Annotated in this window: 23 protein-coding genes, 2 pseudogenes and 1 riboswitch; of the genes and pseudogenes, 11 read left to right on the top strand and 14 right to left on the bottom strand. The window is 69.8% G+C overall.

The window, feature by feature from the left end:
- The first annotated feature begins 158 nt into the window (after positions 1-158).
- Together ACFT7S_RS20485 and ACFT7S_RS20480 are read left to right on the top strand one after the other, a co-directional pair.
- Positions 159-947 carry a DUF4389 domain-containing protein gene (locus tag ACFT7S_RS20485; RefSeq protein ID WP_382733786.1) on the top strand — a complete coding sequence of 263 codons (789 nt, stop codon included), beginning with the start codon at positions 159-161 and terminating at the stop codon, positions 945-947.
- Positions 948-985: 38 nt separating this feature from the next.
- The gene (locus ACFT7S_RS20480; protein WP_382733783.1) at positions 986-1501 is read left to right on the top strand and encodes a DinB family protein; all 516 of its coding nucleotides are present in this window, start codon (positions 986-988) and stop codon (positions 1499-1501) included.
- A gap of 6 nt (positions 1502-1507) precedes the next feature.
- On the opposite strand, the gene ACFT7S_RS20475 is transcribed toward ACFT7S_RS20480, so the two are convergent.
- Complete coding sequence (locus ACFT7S_RS20475; protein ID WP_382733781.1) at positions 1508-2260, bottom strand: 2-phosphosulfolactate phosphatase; 753 nt, start codon at positions 2258-2260, stop codon at positions 1508-1510.
- 30 nt (positions 2261-2290) lie between these two features.
- Complete coding sequence (locus ACFT7S_RS20470) at positions 2291-2863, bottom strand: PadR family transcriptional regulator (protein WP_382733778.1); 573 nt, start codon at positions 2861-2863, stop codon at positions 2291-2293.
- 97 nt (positions 2864-2960) lie between these two features.
- Between ACFT7S_RS20470 and ACFT7S_RS20465 the strand changes: the two genes are divergently transcribed.
- From ACFT7S_RS20465 to lepB, 6 genes are all read left to right on the top strand, one after another.
- A complete protein-coding gene (locus tag ACFT7S_RS20465; protein ID WP_382733775.1) occupies positions 2961-3401 on the top strand; it encodes a nuclear transport factor 2 family protein in 441 nt (146 codons plus the stop codon).
- Positions 3402-3570: 169 nt separating this feature from the next.
- A complete protein-coding gene (locus ACFT7S_RS20460) occupies positions 3571-4248 on the top strand; it encodes a TNT domain-containing protein (protein ID WP_382733773.1) in 678 nt (225 codons plus the stop codon).
- Between the two features lie 4 nt (positions 4249-4252).
- Positions 4253-4486, top strand: coding sequence for a hypothetical protein (locus ACFT7S_RS20455; protein WP_382733770.1), 234 nt, complete (start codon positions 4253-4255; stop codon positions 4484-4486).
- A 56-nt stretch (positions 4487-4542) separates the two neighbouring features.
- On the top strand, positions 4543-5052 hold the full coding sequence (locus ACFT7S_RS20450; RefSeq protein WP_382733767.1) for a DUF664 domain-containing protein: 510 nt from the start codon (positions 4543-4545) through the stop codon (positions 5050-5052).
- Between the two features lie 147 nt (positions 5053-5199).
- Entirely contained in the window at positions 5200-5514 is a 315-nt protein-coding gene (locus ACFT7S_RS20445; RefSeq protein ID WP_382733766.1) for a hypothetical protein, read from the top strand.
- Positions 5515-5660: 146 nt separating this feature from the next.
- Positions 5661-6353, top strand: coding sequence for a signal peptidase I (lepB, locus tag ACFT7S_RS20440; RefSeq protein WP_382733764.1), 693 nt, complete (start codon positions 5661-5663; stop codon positions 6351-6353).
- A 63-nt stretch (positions 6354-6416) separates the two neighbouring features.
- Here lepB and ACFT7S_RS20435 read toward each other — a convergent pair whose 3' ends face one another.
- The 5 genes from ACFT7S_RS20435 to ACFT7S_RS20415 form a co-directional block, all read right to left on the bottom strand.
- Positions 6417-6689 (bottom strand): HPr family phosphocarrier protein, encoded by a 273-nt coding sequence (locus tag ACFT7S_RS20435; RefSeq protein WP_382733762.1) that lies wholly within the window; start codon positions 6687-6689, stop codon positions 6417-6419.
- A gap of 72 nt (positions 6690-6761) precedes the next feature.
- Positions 6762-8732, bottom strand: coding sequence for a fructose-specific PTS transporter subunit EIIC (locus ACFT7S_RS20430; protein WP_382733759.1), 1971 nt, complete (start codon positions 8730-8732; stop codon positions 6762-6764).
- 82 nt (positions 8733-8814) lie between these two features.
- The gene (gene pfkB, locus ACFT7S_RS20425) at positions 8815-9762 is read right to left on the bottom strand and encodes a 1-phosphofructokinase (protein WP_382733756.1); all 948 of its coding nucleotides are present in this window, start codon (positions 9760-9762) and stop codon (positions 8815-8817) included.
- Complete coding sequence (locus ACFT7S_RS20420; protein WP_382733925.1) at positions 9759-10520, bottom strand: DeoR/GlpR family DNA-binding transcription regulator; 762 nt, start codon at positions 10518-10520, stop codon at positions 9759-9761. Before ACFT7S_RS20420 ends, pfkB begins: the two co-directional genes overlap by 4 nt.
- A 186-nt stretch (positions 10521-10706) precedes the next feature.
- Positions 10707-10955, bottom strand: coding sequence for a DUF6296 family protein (locus ACFT7S_RS20415; RefSeq protein ID WP_382733753.1), 249 nt, complete (start codon positions 10953-10955; stop codon positions 10707-10709).
- 184 nt (positions 10956-11139) lie between these two features.
- On the opposite strand from ACFT7S_RS20415, the gene ACFT7S_RS20410 reads away from it, so the two are divergent.
- Complete coding sequence (locus ACFT7S_RS20410; protein ID WP_382733750.1) at positions 11140-11994, top strand: PepSY domain-containing protein; 855 nt, start codon at positions 11140-11142, stop codon at positions 11992-11994.
- Positions 11995-12091: 97 nt separating this feature from the next.
- On the opposite strand, the gene ACFT7S_RS20405 is transcribed toward ACFT7S_RS20410, so the two are convergent.
- The 3 genes and pseudogenes from ACFT7S_RS20405 to ACFT7S_RS20395 all read right to left on the bottom strand — a co-directional run bounded on the left by ACFT7S_RS20405 (position 12092) and on the right by ACFT7S_RS20395 (position 14523).
- Positions 12092-12592 (bottom strand): GNAT family N-acetyltransferase, encoded by a 501-nt coding sequence (locus ACFT7S_RS20405; RefSeq protein WP_382733748.1) that lies wholly within the window; start codon positions 12590-12592, stop codon positions 12092-12094.
- A gap of 106 nt (positions 12593-12698) precedes the next feature.
- Entirely contained in the window at positions 12699-13529 is an 831-nt protein-coding gene (locus tag ACFT7S_RS20400) for a transglycosylase SLT domain-containing protein (RefSeq protein ID WP_382733746.1), read from the bottom strand.
- Positions 13530-13533: 4 nt separating this feature from the next.
- A riboswitch (cyclic di-AMP (ydaO/yuaA leader) is annotated at positions 13534-13720 on the bottom strand.
- Positions 13721-14018: 298 nt separating this feature from the next.
- A pseudogene (locus ACFT7S_RS20395) lies at positions 14019-14523 on the bottom strand (carbon-nitrogen hydrolase family protein).
- On the opposite strand from ACFT7S_RS20395, the pseudogene ACFT7S_RS20390 reads away from it, so the two are divergent.
- Positions 14515-14700, top strand: a pseudogene (locus ACFT7S_RS20390) (transposase); the annotation flags it as partial. The pseudogenes ACFT7S_RS20395 and ACFT7S_RS20390 sit on opposite strands and share 9 nt — an antisense overlap.
- 38 nt (positions 14701-14738) lie before the next feature.
- On the opposite strand, the gene ACFT7S_RS20385 reads toward ACFT7S_RS20390, so the two are convergent.
- From ACFT7S_RS20385 to ACFT7S_RS20370, 4 genes are all read right to left on the bottom strand, one after another.
- Positions 14739-14945 (bottom strand): DUF5988 family protein, encoded by a 207-nt coding sequence (locus ACFT7S_RS20385; RefSeq protein ID WP_382733743.1) that lies wholly within the window; start codon positions 14943-14945, stop codon positions 14739-14741.
- A gap of 105 nt (positions 14946-15050) precedes the next feature.
- On the bottom strand, positions 15051-16307 hold the full coding sequence (locus ACFT7S_RS20380) for an ATP-binding protein (RefSeq protein WP_382733740.1): 1257 nt from the start codon (positions 16305-16307) through the stop codon (positions 15051-15053).
- Positions 16308-16462: 155 nt separating this feature from the next.
- Positions 16463-17842, bottom strand: coding sequence for a cryptochrome/photolyase family protein (locus ACFT7S_RS20375; protein ID WP_382733738.1), 1380 nt, complete (start codon positions 17840-17842; stop codon positions 16463-16465).
- A 93-nt stretch (positions 17843-17935) separates the two neighbouring features.
- On the bottom strand, positions 17936-19447 hold the full coding sequence (locus ACFT7S_RS20370; protein WP_382733735.1) for an SDR family oxidoreductase: 1512 nt from the start codon (positions 19445-19447) through the stop codon (positions 17936-17938).
- Between the two features lie 192 nt (positions 19448-19639).
- On the opposite strand from ACFT7S_RS20370, the gene ACFT7S_RS20365 reads away from it, so the two are divergent.
- The gene (locus tag ACFT7S_RS20365) at positions 19640-21850 is read left to right on the top strand and encodes an MMPL family transporter (RefSeq protein ID WP_382733732.1); all 2211 of its coding nucleotides are present in this window, start codon (positions 19640-19642) and stop codon (positions 21848-21850) included.
- Positions 21851-21976: the final 126 nt, after the last annotated feature.

The raw sequence follows: 21976 nt of genomic DNA, 5'->3' as shown, positions 1-21976 counted from the left end.
TGCGGGCCCGGGACCCGCACCTCCGTGTTCCCGCCTGTGACGTCGAGGCAGACACCCGTTCGGCCCGTCGCCGTTTGCGCGCCGCCCCACGCGCACCCAGCGTGGAGTGACGCCGTACGTGCTGAAGCCGTGCGGCTCACCTGTTGAGGAGGAGCACCATGGCGGACGGTCAGTGGAGTCCGGGCCGAGTCGCGGAGGACCCGAACGAATTCCTGCCCGTCCTCGACGTCATCGAGCCCACCCGTCAGCGCCGGCTCACCGTCCTGGTGCGTCTGCTCCTGCTGATCCCGCACTTCCTCGTGCTGTTCGTCCTCTATGTCGCCGCCGTGTTCACGGTGATCTTCGGCTGGTTCGCCGCACTCGTTCTGGGCCGGCTGCCCGGCCCCGTCTTCGCCTACCTCGAGAAATATCTCGGCTACCACATGCGGGTCACGGCGAGCGAGATGCTGCTCATCGACCGTTATCCGCCGTTCGCCCTCACTCCGCCGCCGGACTACCCCGTCCAGATCGAGGTGCGCCCGACGGACCTCAACAGGCTCGCCGTCTTCTTCCGTATCTTCCTCATGATTCCGGCGGCGATCGTGCAGGGTCTCGCCACGGGCGGATGGTTCGCGCTGTCGTTCCTCTGGTGGGTCATCACGCTGATCCTGGGCCGGATGCCCCGGCCGCTCTTCGAGGCGACCGCGGCGACGCTGCGCTACCAGATGCGCTTCTCCGCCTACGCCTTGATGCTCACACCGGCCTATCCCCGAGGTCTCTTCGGTGACGACGATCTCTCCGTCACACGTCAGCAGACACGCTCCGCGACCAGGCCACTGATCATGAGCGGGGCCGCCAAGGCGCTGGTCGTTCTCTTTCTGGTCTGCGGCCTCCTGAGCAGTCTGGGGTCCTCGACGTTCAACTGGTCCTCCGACGACTCCGACGATTACAGCGCCTTGGGCGAATAGGGTCGCGCAACCGCGCGGTCAACGGGCATGATCGCGCGATGACATGGACAGCACCTGAAGCCACCCGGACGCCAGGATCTCTTGTCGCGGACGAGCGCGAGACACTGGAGGGCTTCCTTGCCTATTACCGCAACACCCTTCTCCAGAAGTGCGCGGGACTCACCGGGGAACAACTCGCCGAACAGGCCGTCCACCCCTCCAACCTCACGCTGCTCGGTCTGCTGCGGCACATGGCCAAGGTCGAACGCGCCTGGTTCCGCGACCGGTTCGCCGGTCTGCCCCTGGCACCGATGTACGCGCCGGAGCTGGGCAAGGACGCGGACTTCGAGGATCTGGCCGCGGAGCGCGCCGAGGAGGACTACGCGCGCCTGGTCGAGGAGATCCGTCTGGCGGACGAGGTGGTCGCCGACGCCTCGCTCGACGACACCTTCACCCACAACGGCACGGTCTACTCGTTGCGCCTCGTCCACGTCCACATGATCGCGGAGTACGCACGGCACATCGGCCACGCGGATCTGCTGCGCGAACGCCTGGACGGCGCCACCGGGTACTGAGAGCGATCAGGCGGCGCCGAACGCCCCGTCCGTCAGCACCGGGACGACCGTGCTGCCATCCAGCTCCGTCGCCACGGCGACATCCTCACCGTAACCGCCGTCGATGAGCTCCCGCCCCGAGGCGCTGTGCTTGACCGCGACCGCGATGTCCTCGGTCCCCGCGAACGCGGCCGTGGCCGTCGCCGCCTCGGGCGAGAGCCGGTCCCTCCCGTGCGCGCGCAGCGCGGCGATCACGGCCCCGGCGCCCAGCAGATCCTCCAGGGCGGGCCGGAGGCTGCCATCGGGCCAGCGCTCACCCGAGGCGATCACCCCGACCGGGCGCTCGGGTGTTCCGTAACCCCGGTCCGCGAGCCACCGGCCCACGGCGCCGGAGTTCCGCAGGGACCCGGCGAGCACGGTGGACTCACCCGCGGCGGCGGCGATGGTGGACCCGTTGGGCGAGGGCAGTACGAGTCGTGGGGTGAAGGGCGCGCGGCGCAGGGCGGCGGGGGACAGCGACCACGGTGACGCCGCCGTGGCCGCGCGGCGCCCTACGGCCAGATCGGCGTCCATCCCGTCGGCGAACGCCCGAGCGCTCTCGTCACGCCAGGGATAGGGGAAGACCCGGGCGCCCGACTCGACGGCGACCGTGACCGACGTGGTGAACGAGAGCACATCGACCACGACCAGGCAGTCCACGCCCTCCGCGAGGCGAGCCGCACCGACAGGTCCCCAGTCGAACCGCACCCCATGACCCGCCTGCACCCACCAGTTCTCCATGAACGAGATCATGCCAAAGCAATCCGACGGTCAGGAAGGCGAGTTACGGGGCTCGCATCGCTTCCGCAGGACGTCGGCGGTCCGCAGGCACCAGTCCCGGTTGTCCCGCTCGAAGGCGAGCCCGCGCAGACACGTCAGATACGGTCCGATCCGTTCACCGCTGCGCAGGAACTCCTCCTCGTCGACCGGGCCGCGCAGCCGGAGCAGCAGCTTGCCGAAGAGTTCGGTCTTGGCGTCCGCGACCGCCGCGCGTTCCTCCAGCTGCTCGATCACGGGCCCCGCGTCGACCCGGTCGACGGCCTGGACCTTGACGAGGAGGTCGTCCCGGATGAACGTGGCTTTCGCAGTGGCGGACGCGAACCGTTCCAGCTCCGCCAAGCCCGCATCGGTGACCTGGAACAGTCGCTTGTTGGGCCGCGTCTCCTGGACCACCTGCCGCCCGGCGACCAGCCCGTCCTGCTCCAGCTTCGACAGTTCCGCGTACAGCTGCTGGGGGAGTGCGTGCCAGAAGTTCGCGACGCCGACGTCGAACGCCTTGGCCAGCTGATAGCCGCTGTACTCACCGTCCAGCAGCGCCGCGAGTACGGCGTGACGCAAGGCCATGGGCCACCCCCTTCCGTTCTATGGGTTCCGCCTGCATCATAGTCTGGAAATTGAGTAGTCAGATTGTTGAGTATGCCGAGTGGGAGGAGAGACAGCCATGACGACTGCCGACACCGCGGAACGCTTTCGTACCGCCGTCGAGAAGCGTGATCTGGCCGCCCTGGAACCGCTGTTCACCGAGGACATCCGCTTCTGGAGCCCGGTGAAATTCACCCCGTTCGAGGGCAGGCCCATGGTGCTGGGCCTCTTCGGCGTTCTGCTGCGGACATTCGAGGACTTCCGCTACGTCGGGCGGCTCGACGGCGCGGTGGAAACCGCCGTGGACGGCACTCAGGCATCGTCGGAGATCCTGGTCTTCAGGGCCACGGTGAACGGCAAGGAGATCCACGGCATCGACCTGCTCCAGTTCGACGAGGCGGGCCGCGTCAAGGAGTTCACCGTGATGGTCCGTCCCATGTCCGCACTCCGGGCGCTCAGTGACGCCGTCTTCGCGGGCCTGGTCGCCGACGGCCTCGTACCGGACCCCGCCGACGGCTGAGGGGCACTCGCCGGACTCTGTGACAGTGACGCCCGGGCCGGACATGCCGGCTCGGGCGCCACACGCACGTTCGGGGCGAATTACGGCATGGTGCGGATACCCGGTGCTATCGAGGCGTTACCCTGCGTCAGCTGTCGATTGATCATCAATTTTTCGAGGTGTCCTGCCAATGAACCGTATGAGCACCGTACTTGCCGCGCTCGGTGTCACCGCCGGGCTGCTGAGCGCGCCCGCCGCGAGCGCTGCGACGCCCCACGAGAACAACAAGCCGGCCGCTGCGCCCCGGCACGAACCCTGCACCGGAGAGTTCCAGGGCGATGCGCGACTCGGGCCCAAGTGGCTGCCCAAGAAGAAGCAGGCCCCTGTCGGTCCGCTGCTGAACGGTTACGAGAGGACGGGAGACCTCTCGCCCGCCGACTTCCTCAAGAAGTACTGGGAAGGCCCGGCGGACTCCGGGAGCTGGAAGTACCCGCCCAACGACGGTTTCGGCGAGGTCAACGGCGAGCTCGACAAGGAGCCCGCCAAACTCCGCCCGGGCCAGCGGCTGGACCGCTTCGGCTCGGAGTACGGCAGCTATCTCGCCCCGGCAGGCGACGCGTACGCCGAGCGTGCGCTGCCTCCGCAGAGCCTCAACACCCGTGACGCGGCCGTCGCCTGCGACTACCGCGTCTACAAGGTCGCCAAGCCGTTCTGGGTCTGGCAGGGCAGCATCGCGCCGTGGTTCGAGCAGCCCGGCGGCGGCCAGCAGATCAAGCTCGACGCCGTCTTCCTGAACCCGGGCGAGGGCCAGCGGCTGAATGTGAAGTGGCTGCTGGAGCACGAGTACCTCAAGCCCGTCGGAGCCTAGGTCCATGGACCGCCTGCACCTGCGGGCTGCGCTGCGGGCGGCAGGCGTGCCCGACGGCTACTACCGCATCGAAGGCGTTCACGAACCGGTCCCCACGCCCACCGACTTCCTGTTCCTGCGGAAGGCAACCGACGCGGTGTGGGAGACCGGGGCGTTCGAGCGCGGCACGAACGAAGTCATCGCCCGCCACCCGGACGAGCGGACGGCCTGCGCGCATCTGCTGGGGCTGCTCACCTGACGGGCCGGCCGCGTGTCGGACGCCGGGTGCCGGGAAGCACCGGCCATGGTGGGCGTATGAACACAGCAGGCATCTTGGCCGACGCGTTCGAGCGCGTCAGGGAAGCGGTGCACACGGCGGTCGACGGCCTCGCGCCCGAAGACCTCAATGCCCGGCTCGACGAGGGGGCGAATTCGATCTCCTGGCTCGTCTGGCACCTCACACGCATCCAGGACGACCACGTCGCCGATGCGGCGGGAACCGAGCAGGTGTGGCTGTCCCAGGGCTGGGCCTCCCGGTTCGGCCTGCCCTTCGCCGAAGACGCGACCGGCTACGGACAGAGCAGCAAGGAGGTCGCCGCGGTGCGGGTCGACTCGGCCGAGCTGCTTCTCGGCTACTACGACGCCGTCCACGAGCAGAGCGTCGGATTCATCAGGAGCCTGGACGGCAGGGCACTGGAACGCATCGTGGACGAGAACTGGTCACCACCGGTCACTCTCGGCGTCCGGCTGGTCAGCGTCCTTGCCGACGATCTCCAGCACGCCGGCCAGGCGGCCTTCGTCAGGGGAGCGCTGGAGCGCCGGTGACGCACCCCGCGCGCCGAACCGACGACACGTCGCGTGCCCCCGGACCTCAAGGTCCGGGGGCACGCCCGTGCACGCTCCGAACTGCGGTGTCATACTCGGAGAAGTCCGCTTGACAGGCTTGTTCACTGTCCGAAAGGGCGTCGCGTCATGAGCTGGGCATCGTGGACGACCAGCGGTGTCTTCGCGGGATCCGGCGGAGTCCGCACCAAAGAAGCAGGCATCGTGGGCGGCGATCTCACCGTCCATACGACATGGGCCGACGGCGAGGCCGAAGTGGCCGTGCAGTTCAGTGGGGCCTCGGACTGGTTCACCCTGGTCGGCAGCCCCATACGCTGCCCGACCGAAGAGGCCAGCAGAGCGTTCCATCAGTCGGTCGTCGAGGCGGTACGCGCCGGAGACGGCGCCACGGTTCCCGCACCGCACATCACAGAGCAACCCGCACCCCCGCCCGCCGCACCCTAGCGCTCCGGGAAAATACGCCACTGACGTTCCCCCTGAAAGCTTGGTCAGCCACCTCGTCCGCGCCTTCGTCACAGTGATCGCGCCTAGAGTGAGCCGATGCTGCCCACGCAGGGGCAGTGGCTGAACACGGGGCGAGGAGCGGGTAGATGGTGCTGACGGGTGCACGGCGGACGAGGACGCGAACGAAGAAGCAGCGCCCCCTGTGGAAGGAACTCCCGATCCTCATCGGTGTCGCCCTGCTGCTGGCGCTGCTCATCAAGACCTTCCTGCTTCAGGCCTTCTCGATTCCGTCGGAATCCATGCAGAACACGCTCCAGAAGGGCGACCGGGTCCTGGTCGACAAATTGACCCCGTGGTTCGGCTCCGAGCCCGAGCGCGGAGAAGTGATCGTCTTCCACGATCCGTCCGACTGGCTGGAGGGTGTGCCGACCGAGCCCCCCAACGCGTTCCAGAAGGTGCTCGGCTTCGTCGGAGTGATGCCGTCCGCCGAGGAGAAGGACCTCATCAAGCGGGTGATCGGCGTCGCGGGGGACACCGTGGAGTGCAAGGGCGACGGACCGGTGAAGGTCAACGGGAAGCCGCTCGACGAGCCGTACGTCTACCCCGGCAACACGGCCTGCAGTACCGATGACGCGGGCCAGTTCAAGGTCACGGTGCCCGACGGCCGGGTCTGGGTGATGGGCGATCACCGTCAGGCGTCCGGGGATTCCCGCTACCACCAGGACGATCCCTACCGCGGCATGGTGCCGGTCGACGAGGTGGTGGGACGTGCGGTGGTGGTCGCGTGGCCGGTGACCCGCTGGGACACACTGCCGGTGCCCGACACCTTCGGCCGCTGACACACGCCGCTGCCTCCCGGCCGTGGACGGCCGGGAGGCAGCGGAATCATCAGACGTGGCGCATCAGACCGGGGCGTCCAGGTCCTTCGCGAGCAGCGCGGCGAGCTCGTCGACCGCCGCCCCGGCCCCGTCACCCGTGGCCGTCAGCACCACGGAGTCTCCGTGCTGCGCCGCCAGAGCGAGCACGGAGAGCATGCTGCGGGCGTCGACCGGCTCCTGCCCCTCCCGCCCGATGGTCACCTTGACCGGCTGACGGGCTGCCGCCTGGACGAACAATGAGGCCGGGCGGGCGTGCAGTCCGCTGCGGGAGCCTACGGCGACGGTGCACTGGTACATGCGATCACTCCTGTGGGGTGGATACGGAACTGTGGATGCCGGAAGGGTCGGACGGTGTGGCGCTCGTCGCGCTCAGGCGGCCACGGGAACCTTCGAGGTGTCGGCCGCGGGCACAAGGTCCTGCGAGGTCGGGCGCATGCCCTTGAGGACGACGACCAGCGCCGTCGCCACCCCCGTACCTGCCGCGATCGCCAGCAGGTAGAGGAACGGCTGGCCGATCAACGGGACGACGAAGATGCCGCCGTGCGGTGCCCGCAGGGTGCAGTCGAAGGCCATCGACAGGGCGCCGGTGACCGCGCCGCCGGCCATCACCGACGGGATCACCCGCAGCGGGTCGGCCGCCGCGAACGGGATGGCGCCCTCGCTGATGAACGACGCACCCAGCACCCAGGCGGCACGGCCGTTCTCCCGCTCGGTCTTCGTGAACAGCCTGCCGCGCACGGTGGTGGCCAGGGCCATCGCCAGCGGCGGCACCATACCGGCCGCCATGACCGCCGCCATCACCTTGAGGCTGCCGGGCGTCGGGTCGGCGAGCCCGCCGACCGCGAAGGCGTAGGCGACCTTGTTGAGCGGGCCGCCCATGTCGAAGCACATCATCAGGCCGAGCACCATGCCGAGGATGATCGCGTTGGAACCGGAGAGCCCGTTGAGCCCGTCGGTGAGCGCCTTCTGGAGCGAGGCGATCGGCTTGCCGACGACGACGAACATGAGGAAGCCGACCACCACCGAAGCGATCAGTGGGATCACCAGCACCGGCATGATGCCGCGCAGAGTGGGATGAACCTTCACCCGCTGGATCGCCATCACCACCGCACCGGCCAGCAGACCGGCGACGAGACCACCCAGGAACCCGGCGTTGATGGTCAGTGCGATGGCACCACCGACGAACCCGGGGACGAGAGCGGGACGGTCCGCCATGCCGAACGCGATATAGCCCGCCAGGACCGGGACCAGGAAGCCGAAGGCAGCGCCGCCGATCTGGTTGAGGAGAGCGGCCCAGCTGTCGGCCTCGCCCCACACGAAGTGATCGGCGACGGACTTGGCGCTCGCGATCTCGTAGCCACCGATGGCGAACGACAGGGCGATCAGGAGTCCGCCCGCCGCGACGAACGGCACCATGTAACTGACGCCGGACATCAGGTATGTACGCAGCCGGACACCGAAGTGCGTGCTGCCGCCGCCGGACCCGGCCGCGCCCGGCTCCGTACCACTGGCGTCGGAGACACCGCTGATCTCGCCCCGCTCGGCCTTGCGCCGGGCCTCGGCGATCAGTGCGGCCGGCCGGTTGATCCCGGCTTTCACTCCGACGTCGACGATCGGCTTGCCGCCGAACCGGGCTTTCTCGCGTACGTCGACGTCGTGCGCCCAGATCACCGCGTCGGCGGCGGCGATGACGGACGGGTCGAGCCGCTCGAATCCGGCCGAACCCTGCGTCTCGACGCTGAGGGTGATCCCCTCGGCGCGCGCGGCCGCCTCCAGGGACTCGGCGGCCATGTACGTGTGGGCGATGCCCGTGGGACAGGAGGTGACGGCGACGATCCGGAACGGCTCGGGCGCCGCGGTCTCCGTCTCCGGAGCGGGCTCCTTCGGCGCGGCGGGCGGCTCGTCGCCGCGGATCAGGGCCGCCGCCGCGGCGGGGTCGGCCTCCGCGCGCAGTGCGGAGGTGAAAGCGGGATCCATCAGCCGTCGTGCCAGGCCCGACAGGATGGTGAGGTGATCGTCGTCGGCACCGGCGGGCGCCGCTATGAGGAAGATCAGGTCCGCAGGCCCGTCCGGCGCACCGAAGTCGATGCCCTGTCCGCTGCGCCCGAAAGCCAGCGTCGGCGCATTGACGTGCTCGCTGCGGCAGTGTGGGATGCCGATGCCTCCGTCCAGGCCGGTCGGCATCTGCGCCTCACGGGCGGCCACGTCGGCGAGGAAGCCGTCGAGGTCGGTGACGCGCCCGGCGGCGACCATGCGCTCGGCGAGCGACCTCGCTGCGGCGTTCTTCGTGTCGGCGGACAGATCGAGGTCGACCAGGTCCGCGGTGATCAGTTCACTCATCGCGGGGCTCCTTGCTCGTGGACCGCCGTGGCGGCGGGCGGGGGGACGTGGGGCTTCGGGCTGGTTCTCAGGGGTACGGACGTCATGGGGCGGGCTCCGTCAGCACGCGGTCCAGGGGGATGTCCGTGGTCGTGACGACCGTCGACATGTCGATGTCGGCCGGTGTGGGCATCACGCTGCCGGGGAGCTGGACCGCCGCCGCGCCATGTGCGACCGCGGCCGCCAGCGCGGACCGGCCCGCGCCCCCGGCGGTCAGGAAGCCGGCGAGCGAGGCGTCCCCGGCACCGACATTGCTGCGGACGGTGTCCACCCGGGCGCTGCCGAAGTACGTCCCCGAGCTGTCCACCAGCAGTTGTCCGTCGGCTCCGAGGCTGGCCAGTACGGCCTGCGCCCCGCGCCCGCGCAGTTCCTCCGCGGCCTTGACCGCGTCACCGACCGTCGCGAGAGGCCGCCCGACCGCTTCGGAGAGCTCCTCGGCGTTCGGCTTGATCACATCGGGCCGTTCGCGCAGTGCGGCGAGCAGGGCGGCGCCCGAACTGTCGAGGGCGATCCGCGCACCGGCCCGGTGGCTGCGTGCCACCAGTTCGGCGTACCACTCGGGGGGCAGCCCCCGTGGCAGGCTGCCGCAGCAGGCGATCCAGTCCGTGTCCGACGACCGGGTCCGTACCGTCTCCAGCAGGGTCTCGGCCTCGGACTCCGTGATCTCGGGCCCGGTCGCGTTGACCTTGGTGAGCGTGCCGTCCGGTTCGACGAGCGTGATGTTGACGCGGGTACTGCCCGCGATCGGCACACCGGCGGCTTCGATCCCGTGCTCCCCGAGCAGCCGGGCGAGCAGTGCGCCCTCCGGTCCGCCGAGGGGAGCGACCGCGACCGTACGGTGGCCCGCCGCCGCTACCGCGCGGGAGACATTGATGCCCTTGCCGCCGGGGTCGACCCGGTCCGTGGTGGCGCGCAGGACCGCGCCGCGGGTGAGATCCCGCAGCTCGTAGGTGCGGTCGAGGCTCGGATTGGGGGTGACGGTGAGGATCATGCGCGTACCACTTCCGTGCCCAAGCTCTCGATGGCGAGGGCGTCCTCGGGGCTGAGCCCCGTGTCGGTGATGAGCAGGTCGACGTGGGAGAGATCGCCGAACCGGGCGAAGTGCTCCTGGCCGAACTTGCCCGAGTCGGCGAGGAGCACGACCCGGCGGGCGGCCGCGATCATGGCGCGCTTCACGGCGGCCTCGGCGAGGTCGGGGGTGGTCAGTCCGCCGTCGGCCGAGAACCCGTTGGTGGCGAGAAGGAGGACGTCGGCGTTGATCTCGGCGTAGGCACTGAGCGCCCAGGCGTCGACGGCCGCACGGGTACGGTGCCGGACCCGGCCGCCCACGAGGTGCAGCGCGATCCCTGGATGGTCGGCGAGGCGGGCGGCCACGGGCAGTGCGTGGGTCACCACGGTGAGGGAGGACTCGAGCGGGAGGGCGGCGGCCAGCCGGGCCGTCGTGGTGCCCGCGTCGATGATCACGTTGCCGTCCATGGGCAGCTCGCCCAGAGCGGCGGCGGCGATGCGGTCCTTCTCGTCCGCGGCCACCGCGTCGCGCTCGGCGAGGTCGGGCTCGAAGCCGAGCCGCCCGGCCGGAATCGCACCGCCATGCACCCGCCGCAGGAGCCCGGCCCGGTCGAGGGCCTTGAGGTCACGCCGCACGGTCTCGGCGGTCACCTGGAATTCCTCTGCGAGGGAGAGGACGTCGACGCGTCCGCTCTCCTGGGCGAGGCGGAGGATTTCCTGCTGCCGCTCCGGTGCATACATGTGGTTTCGTTTCCGTTTCATGCCCGGGTCTGTGGTTTCGCGGCTCAGGTTACGTCTGGGGTGCCGGAATGTAAACAGATTCGGGCGACGATCGGGCATGAACGGACTTCGGTACGTCAGGCGCGAAGCGCACAGCACGCAGCGCACCGCGACGCGTAGCGCGTCCCGGTGCGTGTCCTCGGCTGCTCAGCGGGCGCGGGGCGCCCCTTCGCTCAGGGGCCGCACGAGCAAGGGGATCCCCGGTACCTGATGGCCGCCGCTGGCCAGCATGCGTACCTCCCCGCGGTCGCTGATCTCCGCGCGCACGATTCCGGTCTCGTCCTCGTACACCGGGTATCCACCCGCCCCCGACCGGTCGGTCATCCGGACGACGACCACGTCGTCCGCCGCGCCGTAGGTCTGGAATATCAGCTCGTAACGCTCCGGGTAATCCATCAGGGCCTCCCGACCGGACGCCGGCGAAAGCCGGAGTCCGTGGCTGTGCCCTCCATTGTTTCGCACCCACGACCGCGGCGCGCCCGGGCGGGATGACCGCCAACGGGCGGAGCCGCGCGGTCGATCGGGTGACCCGTCCCGTAGGACAACATGACCGGCCGGTGCGGGGGCTAGTCATGCGTGTATGAGCCTTGAATTCCGACGAAAAACCACTGTCTCCCCGCGCGCCCGCCGTCTCCGTATCGCAGCCGGTGCGCTGTGCGCCGTCGTCGCCTCCGCGCTGGTCGCGGGATGCGGGCAGGACGGTGGCGACCAGACAGGGGCGGCTACATCGGAGGCCGCCAAGGTCATCCCGAAGCAGACGACCTCCCCGTACGCGAGTCCTTCCGGCAGCCCGTCCGGCCGGGCGCAGCTGACCGAGGACCAGGCCGAACGCAAGAAGCTGATCGAAGCCACCAAGGTCACTTTCGACAAGGCGGCCACGACCGCGGTCGGGGCCGTACCGGGCAGCAAGCTGGCCGAGCTCGATCTGGAGGGCCTGGACGACGACACCGACCGGCGCACCGACGCGAGCGCGAGCACCTCGCCGAACGGAAGCGCGAGCCCCGGCGGCACGGCCAGCCCGAGCGGCAGTCCCACCGGCAGCGCCTCTCCGAGCGGCAGCCCCAGCCCGAGCGGCAGCGGCGCCGGTCCGCAGTGGGTCGCAGAGGTCGTCGAGAAGGACGGAACCGCGCACACCGTCCGTATCGACGGGGTCTCAGGCAAGGTGATCGAGACGTCCGAGGACGCCGATCAGGACGCGGCCGACAAGAGCAAGATGGCCGACTGGATCACCAAGGCGACGCAGACGCCCGAGCAGGCGGCCAAGGTCGCCACGGACAAGACGAAGGGGACGGTCACCTCGATCGGCCTGGACACCAACGACGACGACACCCTTGTCTGGGCCGTCGACGTCGTCGCCGCGGACTGGAACAAGACCGAGTTCGAGGTGGACGCGGCCAGCGGCAAGATCCTCCGCGAGGAGACCGACAGCGACTGACGCCCGGCGGGGCTGTCCCTGCGCGGCGGTGGCGGGCCGGACGTCGGCTCGCCACCGCCCCCGCCCAAATCCCGCTCTGTTCCCTATGACCCGTGGGTCAGGGGAGCAGCGCGTCCGCGTCCAGCGACCGTTCGTAGGAGAGCCCCGGGTGGCCGTCGAGCACGGTCTCGCCGGTGCGTACGAATCCCGTGCGGGCCAGTACGGCCTGGGAGCCGGCGTTGTCCAGCGTGGTCGAGGCCCGCAGGGCGGTCAGACCGTATTCCGTGGCGGCCAGGACGCATATCCGGCGGACGGCGGTCGTGGCCAGGCCCTGGCCGGCGGCCTTCTCGGCGATGCGGTATCCGAGGTCGGCGGAACCGTCCGCCACATCCACCAGATTCACCCGGCCCAGCACCTCGTCCCCATCGCCCACCAGCACATGGAAATAGCACAGCCCGTCGGCCTGTTCGGCCAGGAGGCTGCTGTGCCGTGCGTCGAATCGTGCGAAGTACTCGTCGCCGCGGTCCGGAACCGAGGCGCCGAAGTAGGCCCGGTTCTCCTGCTCGAAGGCGAGCAGGGCAGCGGCGTGGTCGTGGCGCAGGAGCTGGAGTTCGGGCATGGGCGCGAGTCTTCCACGGCCCGCGCATACGCGGAACTGCCGGGTGGTGAGGGCCCGTCGGACCCTCACCACCCGGCAGTTCTGAACCGCGGCCGATGCCAGGGGATCAGTAGGCGCCGAATACGTTGTCGATGGAGCCGTACTTGTCGGCGGCGTAGTTGCACGCGGCGGTGATGTTGGCGACCGGGTCGAAGATATCCGTCGACGTACCGGGCACGTGGTACGCCTGGAACGTCGGGTCGATGACCTGGAGAAGGCCCTTGGACGGAGTGCCCGCGGTGGCGTTCGAGTCCCAGTTGTTGACGATCTGCGGGTTGCCCGAGGACTCGCGCATGATGTTGCGGTGGATGCCCTCGTAGGTGCCGGGGATGCCGTTCTTGGCCATGACGGCCAGCGATTCCTTGATCCAGCCGTCGAGGTCGTTCGTGTACGTCGCGGCCTTCGCGGTCTTCGCGGCGGCGGGGGCGGCGGTCTTCGCGGCCGGCGTGCTCGACCGCTCGGAGCGGTCGGCGCGGTCGCTGCCCGCAGCGGCGCGGTCGGAGGACGAACCGGAAGCCCTGGCTGTGGCCTTGGCGCCCACGGTCAGCTTCAGACCCGGGCGAATCAGAGCCGGATTGTCACCGATGGCCTTCTTGTTGTCCTTGTACAGCCTCTGCCAGCCGCCATCCAGGGAATGCGCATCGGCGATCTTGTGCAGGGAATCACCCTTGACGACGGAATAGCTGGTGATCCCGGCCTTCTGCGCGGTGATTTCCTTGGCAGGGGCGGCCGCCGGGCCCAATGCCTTTTCGGCGGCGACCGATTGTGCCGGCGCGGCGGAAGCGGTGGTGGCGCCGATCACCGGAAGAGCGAGGATGGCTCCGCCTGCGGTCACGGCGACGAGACCGCGGGTCAGGGGGCTGGACTTGGTACGGCGGTGCTTACCCATCGTGGGCATGGTGAATTCCTCTCCGGCGCCTACGAGGTGAGCTGTCGGGTTCAGGCTGGAGATGCCTGGCCGCAGGTGCATGCGACTTAACCCCGAGCCGTTCCGCATAACGGATCGGCGACTTACCTGGGTCCCCCGCTCCTGCCGGGCGTGAGTGGTCTGGGTTTCCGGACGGCGGCAGGATTCGGCGTTCCATCCGGATTGAGGGTGACCGTAAGCGAGAAAAGCCGAAGGGGACAAGCCCCGAATTCCGGATCACAATTCATTTGCAAGATCGACGAACGGGATCGCCGGTGAATTCACCCGAACCGCGAAGTCAACTCTCTTCCCGCAGAAGGGATGCGGGGCACAGGTCAGGAACCTGTCAATCCCGGACGTGACGCTGGCCACTGAGTCCGAAAAGGGCGATTTGCGTGAAGAGAGTGAACGCAATTCGGGCGAAAAGAATGCTATGAGCTATAGGGGGTTATTGCTGAGAAAAGTCCGTATTGGGTTCATTTATTTACCTTGTGTATGGATTGGTCCTGCGGGGTCGGCTGGAACGCCGCCGTACATCGGCAGAGGGATCCGGTGGCCGTAGCGTGCGAGCTGGTCCCACGGCCGGTTGAGTCCGGCGGAACCGTACGTACGGACCCGCGTGACGGTGTCGAGATCGAGGACGTCCACCAGGACCTCCTCGCCCGCCCCGGCCTGCTGGCGCACGATTCCCTCGGGATCGACGATCGTGCTGGCGCCGACGCCGGCCGGGTCGGCCGCGTTGAGATTGACGACGTAGAGCTGATTGGTCCAGGCGTTGGCGCGCGCAGACCAGTTCCATCTCCCGGTCCCGCGTCGTGGTGAGGGTGGGCTGGAGGATGACTTCGGCGCCGAGCCGGGCCAGCTGCCTTGCGGTCTCCGGGAATGATCCGTCGTAACAGATGGCGAGACCGGCGCGGCCGATTCCTGGCAGGTCGAAGACGACGAACTCGCTTCCCGGGCTTGCCTGTTCGTAGGAGGCCGCCACGGCGGCAGACCACCAGCATTCGACAAGCAGCTCTACAAACACCGCAACGTCGTCGAGCGATGCTTCAACCGGCTGAAGCAGTACCGTGCGATCGCCACCCGGTACGACAAAACCCACGAATCCTACGAGGCCGCGATCACCATCGCCTCACTCCTACTCTGGATCCAACCCCTTTGAAGACACGACCCAGGGCCTGTCGTTGTCGACGGCTGCGGCTAGCCGGGTACTTCCGTGCGCTCCCACCATTCGTAGACGGGCAACTGACCCTCGGAAGTCTTCTCCTGACGGTCCGTCGCCTTGAAGTGTTCGTACCCGCCCCGGAACGGGATCTTGACGTCGGGCCCGGGTTCCGTGACGGAAACGATCCGCTCAGGGAGATCGTCGGGGCCGCCTTCGAGGACTGCTTTCGTTTCGTTGGCCATGGAAGGAAAGTCTGCCCGGAGAGCTGCCCGGCTCCTCCATGACGCGCCGACGGTGCGGCATCGTACGGGGAGGGCGCCGGGCAGTCCGGGCAGTCCGGTATCCGCTCAGGTCCGTGCGTGGGTGGTGATGTCGGCGGTGAACTCGGTGATGACGGCCGGGGTGACGGTCGGCCGGCACTGGCTGAGGGCGGCGAGATAGTCGTCGGTGTCCGCGCCGGCCTCGGCGACGTCGCGTTCGAAGGCGGCCTGGGCGGCGGTCCGGGCCGCGTGCTCGATGTCGGCCGGGGTGAACAACTCGCTCGCCACGACCAGCGCGTCCACGTCGACGTCGTCCCGCCGGGCCGAATGGCGCGACCAGATCGCCGCCCGGGCCGCCGCGTCCGGGGTGCCGATCGGGACCAGGTAGTCGAAACGTCCAGGACGGAGGAACGCCGGGTCCAGCGAGCGGATGGAGTTGGTGGCGCACACCAGCAGCCGCTCGTCCCGCTCACGGAAGCCCGGTATGAGTTTGAGGAGTTCGTTGGTGACGCCGTGCATGCCGGGCTCCGGACGCTCTCCTCGTACGGGAGCTATCTCCTCGACCTCGTCGATGAAGACCAGCACCCGTTCCAGCTCCGCGATCCGGGCGAAGGCCGTGCGCAGTGCGGCGGCGAGATTTCCCTCGTCGGCCAGGCGGGACGGCAGCAGTTCGACGAAGGGCCAGCCGAGGCGGGAGGCGATGGCCCGGGCGAAGGTGGTCTTGCCGGTCCCCGGTGGACCGAACAGGGTGATGGCGCGGGGCGGGACGACGCCGTGGCGGGCCGCACGCTCGGGTTCGGCCAGTGGCATGACGACACGGCGCTCGATGAGGCTCTTCTCCGCCTCCATGCCGGCCACCTTGTCCCACAGATCACCGGACAGCACCCGGCCGCCCAGCTCCTCCAGGAGGTCGGCAGGGGTGCCCGTGGCCGGTTCGGCCTTCTCGAAGTAGGCGACGGCGGGCCGCCGCGTGTAGCCGGCCTTCCGCAGCCCCTCGCCGAGCAGCTCCTCCTCCGCCAGCACATAGGCGATGCGGCGCACCCGCGCCTCGATCAGCCGGCGTTCGAGCTCCACCAGCAGCGCACTGGCCAGGCCCCGGCCGCGCCAGGCCGGTTCGATGGCGATCCGCATCACCCAGGCCCGGCCACCCGACACATGGGCCAGTGCCGCGCCGATGGGCCGCCCGCGGTGGACGGCGACCACTGCGGGCTGGCGCGACGTCAGGGCGCTGATGCACTCGGCAAGGGAGAAGACGGACTCCTGGCCGAGATTCGCTGTCGAATCGATGAGATGGACGACCGCCGCCAGATCGTCCTCGCGGTAGTCATGGATGAGCCAGTTCACGTGCCGCTCCTCGCCTCGGGGTGGTCCCGGAGACGCTAGATCCCCAGCGGCCGGCCGTCGTGCGACGTCGAGGACAACACCACGGCCGTAGTCGTACGAAAGGGAAGCGGTACGAGCGGTGGCTTTCCGGGTACGGGGTGGCGGCTGCGGGAGCCTCACGCCAGGTCGCGCGCCTCCTTGAACCGGGCGAGCCCCTCCGCCAGTCCCACGACAGGCTCCGGGTACGCGCACCGCGCCCGCGCCGGGCCGGGCAGCTTCCACGGCTCGTGCACCGCGCCGCCCTCGATGCCCCTCAGCTCGGGCACCCAACGGCGCACGTACACGCCTTGGGGGTCGTACCTCTTGCCCTGGAGTACGGGGTTGAGTACGCGATTGGGCCGGCTGTCCGTGCCCGTACCCGCCACCCACTGCCAGTTGAGCTGGTTGTTGGCGACATCGCCGTCCACCAGCAGCTCGAGGAAGTGCCGGGCGCCGATCCGCCAGTCGACGTACAGGGTCTTGGCGAGGAAACTCGCGGTGAGCAGGCGTCCGCGGTTGTGCATCCATCCCTCGTGGCGCAGTTGGCGCATGGCGGCGTCCACGACCGGATATCCGGTCCGGCCCTCCTGCCACGCGGCGATGTCGTCGGCCGCGGACCGTTCGGTGCGCCACCGGTCCCGCCGTGTCCGGTAGTCGGCGTGCGCGGCCGCCGGACGGGCGGCCAGGACCTGATGGTGGAAGTCCCGCCAGCACAGCTGGCGTACGAAGGCGTCGGCGCCCGGTCCGCCCGTCGCACGGGCCCGGTGGATCAGCTCCGCGGGGGAGAGGGTTCCCAGGTGCAGATCGGGGGAGAGCCGCGAGGTGGCGTCGCCCGCCAGATCGTCGTGGCGGTCCTCGTACGCCGCGATCCCGTCGCGGCACCACGCGGCGAACCGCTTACGCGCCTCGGTCTCGCCGCCCCGGGCCAGCCCTTCGGCGACACCCGTCACGGCCGCACGCGAGGGGACGGCCTCCGAGCCGGGACCGTGCGGCACGCGTACCGCACGGGGGGCCGCGAACACCTCCCGTACGGGCTGCCCGGACCACCGCCGGAAGTACGGCGTGAACACCGCGAAGTGGTCGGAACCCGAGCCCGACGGGGTCACCGCGCCCGGGGCGACGGCGGTGATCACGGCGTCATGGACGTGCAGACGGCATCCCTGCGATTCCAGGGCGGTACGGAGCCCCTCCTCGCGCAGGTGCGCGTACGCGGTCACTCCCGCGGCCATGTACACGTCCCGGGACTCCGCCTCGGCGGCGATGCGGCACACCTCCTCGGCCGGCCGGCCCGAGCGGATCACCAGACGTCCGCCGCGGTCACGGAGGCCGGCGTCGAGGTCGGCGAGACAGTCGGCGAGGAAGGCGCGACGGTTGGGCACGCCGAAACCCACGTCCGAGATGTCGTCGTCGAGGACGAACAGCGGCACCACCTCGTCCGCCGCCGCGAGTGCCGCGTGCAGGGGCGGATTGTCGTGCAGCCGCAGATTGGAGGTGAACAGGACGACTGCGACGGTCATGGGGGTACCTCTGACAGGAGTCGAAGCGGAACGCTGACACCTTCTGTCGCGCCGCACTCTTTGGTTGCGGCGTTCAGCCAAGTGCCGTTGATTTCACCCGCGCGCGGGTGTCGTGTCCTCGGCGGCCGCGAGCGCGACATTGCGGGCCATGCCGCCGAAGACGACGGCGTGGAAGGGGGACACGCTCCACCAATAGGCGTGGCCCAGCAGACCGCGCGGGTGGAACACGGCCCGCTGGCGGTAGTGGGACCGTCCGTCGGAGCTTTTCTCGCAGTACATCTCCAGCCAGGCCAGCCCCGGCAGGCGCATCTCCGCGCGCAGCCGCAGCAGCCGCCCCGGCCGGATCTCCTCGACCCGCCAGAAATCCAGCGAGTCCCCCACCCTGAGCCGTTCGGCGTCCCGCCTGCCCCGGCGCAGCCCCACCCCGCCGATCAGCCGGTCGAGCCAGCCCCGTACGGCCCAGGCCAGCGGGAACGAGTACCAGCCGTTGTCGCCGCCGATGCCCTCGATCACGCGCCAGAGCGCCTCGGGAGGGGCGTCCACCTCGCGTTCCCGCACATCGCTGTAGAGGCTTCCGCCTGCCCAGTCGGGGTCCGTGGGCAGCGGATCACTGGGAATGCCCGGGGTCGAGGCCGAGGACCAGCGGGTCGTCACGTTGGCCTCGCGGACCCGCTGCAGGGCGAGAGCGAGCGCGGTGGAGAACGGAAAGGGCTGCCCCGGCCCGTCGGGGACGTACTGGGCGATGTCGTGTTCGTGGCACACCACCTCGTGGCGCAGCGACTCCGCGAGCGGGCGGGCGATCGACCGGGGGACCGGGGTGACCAGCCCGATCCAGTGGCTGGAGAGTCCCGGAGTCAGCATGGGCACCGGCAGGATCAGCCGGTGCGGCAACCCCGCCACCTGCGCGTACTGCTGCATCATGCCGCGGTACGTGATGACGTCGGGGCCGCCGATGTCGAAGGAGCGGTTCACCTCGTCCGGCATCCGTGCACTGCCCACGAGATAGCGCAGTACGTCGCGGACGGCGATCGGCTGAATCCTCGTCGACACCCAGCTGGGTGTGACCATGACCGGCAGCCGCTCGGTGAGATAGCGCAGCATCTCGAAGGACGCGGACCCCGAGCCGATGATGACGGCGGCACGCAGCGCGGTGGTCGGCACGCCCGAGGCGAGGAGGATTCTGCCCACCTCGGCCCTGGAGCGGAGATGCGGCGACAGTTCCGCCTCGGGGACGTCCGACGGAGTGAGACCGCCCAGGTAGACGATGCGCCGGACACTCGCGGCCCGTGCCTCCCGGCCGAAGGTGCGAGCGGCCTCGCGATCCGTCTCCTCGAAGCCGGGGCCCGTGCCCAGCGCGTGCACCAGGTAGTAGGCGACATCGATGTCCCGCAAGGCCGTGCGGAGAGATTCCGCGTCGGTCACGTCGCCCTTGACGGCCTCCGCCCGGCCGGCCCACGGGTGGTCCCGCAGCTTCTCAGGAGTGCGCGCCAGACAGCGCACGCCGTGCCCCGCGTCCAGCAGCTCGGGGACGAGGCGGCCGCCGATGTACCCCGTCGCCCCCGTCACCAGGCAGCGCAGCCCGGTCCCGGTGCCCTTGCTCTCCATAGCGCCTCCGCTTCGGGTCATGTCCTTCGCCCACTGTGTCCGCACGGCGGCGGTCCGGCTTCCCGGGCGTACCCGGCGCGCGGTCCGTACTGCGATTTCAGTACAGGCAGTGTCCGCAGCTGCACGACGACGGGACGGCGCTGCCCGGAGAGCCTGGTGACGTACCCGAAAAGATGTGGAGATCTTCGTCCCGTGGCTACTTTTCTCTGTCGAATCGGCCGCCTGGCCTTCCGGCGCCGTTGGCCCGTTGCCCTGTTGTGGCTGGCCGTACTGGCGGCCGTCGGCTTCGGCGCCGCCCAGGCCCCCGAGACCCCCGACGAGGGGTCATCCATGCCGGGTATCGAGTCCCAGAAGGCGTTCGACCTGATGGAGCAGCGCTTTCCCGGCGCCAAGGCCGACGGGGCGAGCGCGAGGCTCGTGTTCGTTGCTCCCGAGGGGCAGAAGGTCACCGCGACCGAGAACCGGGCGGCGATCGAGACGGCCGTGTCCGAGGCGGCCGAGGGTCCCCAGGTCGCCGGTGCGGTCGACCCCTTCCAGGCACAGGCGGTGAGCGAGGACGGCTCCACGGCGTACGCGACCGTCACCTACAAGGTGGCCGCCGCGGACCTCACCGACGCCGGCAGGGCAATGCTGGAGGACACCGTCGAGCAGGCGCGGGAGGCCGGGCTGACGGTCGAGGTCGGGGGCAGCGCGCTGGCGACGCAGCCGGCGGCGGGCGGTTCGGCCGAGGCGATCGGTATCGCCATCGCCGCCGTCGTCCTGCTGATGACCTTCGGCTCGCTGGCCGCGGCCGGCCTTCCGTTGCTGACCGCGGTCATCGGCGTCGGCGTGAGCATGGCCTCGATCCTGGCCCTGGGCAGCGCCCTCGGCCTGTCGGCGACGACCGGCACCCTGGCCACGATGCTCGGCCTGGCCTGCGGTATCGACTACGCCGTGTTCATCGTCTCCCGCTACCGCGAGGAGCGGGCGAAGGGCCATGCGCCCGAGGAGGCGGCCGGGCTGGCCGCGGGCACCGCAGGTTCCTCGGTGGTCTTCGCCGGTCTCACCGTGGTGATCGCGCTGGCCGGTCTTTCGGTGGTCGGCATTCCGATGCTGACGAAGATGGGCCTGGCCGCCGCAGGGGCGGTCGCCATATCCGTCGCCATCGCGCTGACGCTGGTCCCCGCCCTCCTCGGCTTCTGGCCGCGCGCGGTGCTGTCGCGCTCGGCCCGCAGGAGCGGCAGGAGCAAGGAAGGCGGCGAGAAGAACGGGGGCAGCCGCTGGGCGCGATTCGTCCTGCGCCGCCCGGTCCCCGTACTGCTGGCCTCGGTCGCGGGCCTCGGCGTGCTCGCCCTTCCGGTGGCCGACCTGCAACTCGGGATGCCCGGAGACGAGGCCAAGCCCACCTCGACGACCGAGCGCCGTGCGTACGACGCGCTCGCCGAGGGCTTCGGCCCCGGCTTCAACGGGCCCCTGACCATCGTGGTGGACGGCAGGGGAGCCGAGGACGCGAAGGCGGCGGTGACCGCGATCGAGCAGAGGATCGACGCCACCGACGGGGTCGTGTCCGTCTCGGCCGCCCGGTTCAACCCGGCCGGGGACACGGCGGTGTTCTCCGCCGTCCCGGCCTCCGGGCCGAGCGAGGAGCGCACCAAGGAGCTCGTCCACACCATCCGTTCGGAGCGCGGCGCGACGGAGTCCGCGACAGGGGTGAGCTTCGAGGTCACCGGCACCACCGCGATGAACATCGACGTCGCCCAGAAGGTGCAGGACGCCCTGCTCCCGTATCTCGCGGTCGTGGTGACCCTGGCCGTGCTGCTGCTGATGCTGGTATTCCGTTCCGTACTCGTACCGTTGAAGGCGGCCCTCGGCTTCCTCCTGTCGGTGCTCGCGGCGCTCGGCTCCGTCATCGCGGTCTTCCAGTGGGGCTGGGGCGCGAGCCTCATCGGAGTGGAACAGACCGGCCCGATCATGTCGCTGATGCCGATCTTCCTGGTGGGTATCGTGTTCGGTCTCGCCATGGATTACGAGGTGTTCCTCGTCGCCCGTATGCGGGAGGCGTACGTCCACGGGGACCGGCCGGGCCAGGCGGTCGTCACCGGCTTCCGGTACAGCGCCCGGGTCGTCGTGGCGGCGGCGCTGATCATGATGGCGGTGTTCTCCGGGTTCATCGGCGCCGGAGCATCGATGATCAAGATGATCGGGTTCGGACTGGCGGTGGCCGTGCTGTTCGACGCGTTCGTCGTCCGTATGGCGCTGGTCCCCGCCGTCCTCGCACTCCTCGGCAAGGCGGCGTGGTGGATGCCGCGTTGGCTCGACAGGCTACTGCCCCGCATCGACGTGGAAGGTGAGGCTCTGCGCACCTGCCAGCCGGCCGCACCGGACAGGACGGAAGCGGCCGACCGGGACGCCGTTTGCGTCTGACACCCCGAGTCGCGAGTCAGCCCGTGCACGACACGGGCGGACTCGCGCGCCAGCAACGGCCGCCCGTGCGGGAACGGGCGGCCCGCCCTGCGTCCGAACCGTCGCCGCGTCGCGGACCATGACTGC

Origin of the sequence: Streptomyces sp. NPDC057136, assembly GCF_042670885.1 — a bacterium.
GTDB lineage: Bacteria > Actinomycetota > Actinomycetes > Streptomycetales > Streptomycetaceae > Streptomyces.
Note: the sequence above shows the minus strand (reverse complement) of the source record. Positions and strands in the feature narration are given on the sequence as shown.